Source organism: Aneurinibacillus aneurinilyticus ATCC 12856, from assembly GCF_000466385.1.
GTDB lineage: Bacteria > Bacillota > Bacilli > Aneurinibacillales > Aneurinibacillaceae > Aneurinibacillus > Aneurinibacillus aneurinilyticus.
On the sequence record NZ_KE952669.1, the window covers coordinates 1 to 2060 of the forward strand.

Sequence of the window (2060 nt, forward strand, 5' to 3'; positions counted from 1 at the left end):
GGCTATGCGGTGTATTTGTTTGCGCACCTTGTCTACAGCCGTGTCACGTACATCAAGCTCGGGCGTGCGGCAGATTTGAAGGAAGGTGCAACCCGAACATTGAATGCCTTCTGGGTGAATGTTTTCGGGCAGAAAAAAGTAATGAAAGATTCCAAAAGCGGTGTCATGCACATCGTCTTGTTCTACGGCTTCCTGCTCGTACAGTTCGGAGCCATTGATTTAATCTGGAAGGGATTGAAGCCGGGATCGCATTTGCCGTTCGGTGCGGCGTATCCGTATTTCCTTCTGTTCCAGGAAGTAGTTGTTGTGGCGATTCTGCTGGCCATTTTCTATGCCTGGTATCGTCGGAACGTCGAAAAATTAAAGCGCTTAAAACGCGGCTGGAAAGCCAATCTGGTCGTCTGGTTGATTAGCATCCTGATGATTAGCACACTTCTATCCGAAGGATTGGAAATTATCTGGCTGCATACCGATACGGTCGGGTTCCATTCCACACAGCCGATCGCCTCCAGCATTGCGCTAGTGTTAGCAGGCATGGGTTCGGCAGCAGCAGGTGTCCTTTTCTATGTCTTCTGGTGGGTGCACCTGTTGACGCTCCTGTTCTTCCTGGTGTATATTCCGCAGGGCAAGCATGCGCATCTGCTGTTTGCGCCGTATAACTGGCTCATGAAGGATAAGACGCGGCCACCGGGCAAGCTGAGTACGCTCGATTTCGAGAAGCTGGAAGAAGAAGGGGCGGAAGAATTCGGTGTCGGTCGGATTGAGCACTTTACACAGAACCAGCTGATTGACTTATATGCCTGTGTCGAGTGCGGTCGCTGTACAAGCATGTGTCCGGCTGCCGGTACGGGCAAGACGCTGTCACCGATGGACCTCATCGTGAAGATGCGGGATCACTTGACAGAGAAGGGGGCCGCGATTACAGGCCGTACGCCATGGATGCCGTCTGCACTCTTTAAGGAATCGACAGGCAACACATTAGCTGTACAGGCACGCGCGGCAGGAGCGGGGCAGGCCGCAGAAGAGATGGCGGCAGCGACGGAAGGCTCGTCCGCGCTGAAAATCGAGTACGATACGCAGCTTATTGGGGATGTAATTACAGAAGAGGAGCTATGGGCCTGTACGACCTGCCGCAACTGTGAGGATCAGTGCCCGGTAGCGAATGAGCATGTCGGCCACATTATCGACATGCGCCGTTACCTCGTCATGACGGAAGGACGCATGCCGTCCGATGCCCAGCGTGCGCTGAGCAACATCGAACGTCAGAGCAATCCGTGGGGCATCAACCGCAAAGATCGGATTAAATGGCGGGAGGGCATGGAAGATCTCGTACCGACTGTGAAAGAAGCGGATGAATTCGACTACCTCTTCTTCGTCGGTTCGATGGGATCGTTTGATAACCGAAGCATTAAATTAACCCAATCGTTCGTTCGTGTCATGAACAAGGCCGGTATCAAGTTTGCCATCCTGGGCAACGAAGAGAAGAATTCAGGGGATACAGCCCGCCGTCTTGGGAACGAAATGCTGTTCCAGGAGCTGGCGATGGAGAACATCAGCAACTTCCAGAAGTACAACGTGAAGAAAATTGTCACGATGGACCCGCATGCCTACAATACGTTCAAACATGAGTACCCGGAATTTGGACTTGAAGACGTAGCGGTGTATCATCATACGGATCTGCTGGTGCAATGGCTGCGGGAAGGCCGGATTCAGCCGGTGAACGAAGTGAAAGAGCGCGTAACCTACCATGATTCCTGTTATCTGGGCCGCTACAATGATAGCTATGATGCACCGCGCGAGATCCTGTCCGCCATCCCGGGCGTTGAAATTGTGGAAATGGAGCGTTCCGGCTGTGACAGCATGTGCTGTGGAGCAGGCGGCGGCATGATGTGGCAGGAAGAGCATCAAGGTACACGCGTGAACATTGCCCGTACCGAGCAGGCGTTGGCTGTAAATCCGACGACGATCGGAAGCGCCTGTCCGTATTGTCTGACGATGCTGTCAGACGGCACGAAAGCCAAAGAAGTGGAAGAAAAAGTCCAAACACTTGATATGGTTGA

1 protein-coding gene is annotated in these 2060 nt (G+C 53.0%); it reads left to right on the top strand.

Going from position 1 to position 2060, the window contains the following annotated elements:
* Positions 1 to 2060, top strand: a 2060-nt coding sequence (locus HMPREF0083_RS01575; protein WP_021619180.1) for a (Fe-S)-binding protein, incomplete at both ends; no start/stop codon positions are given.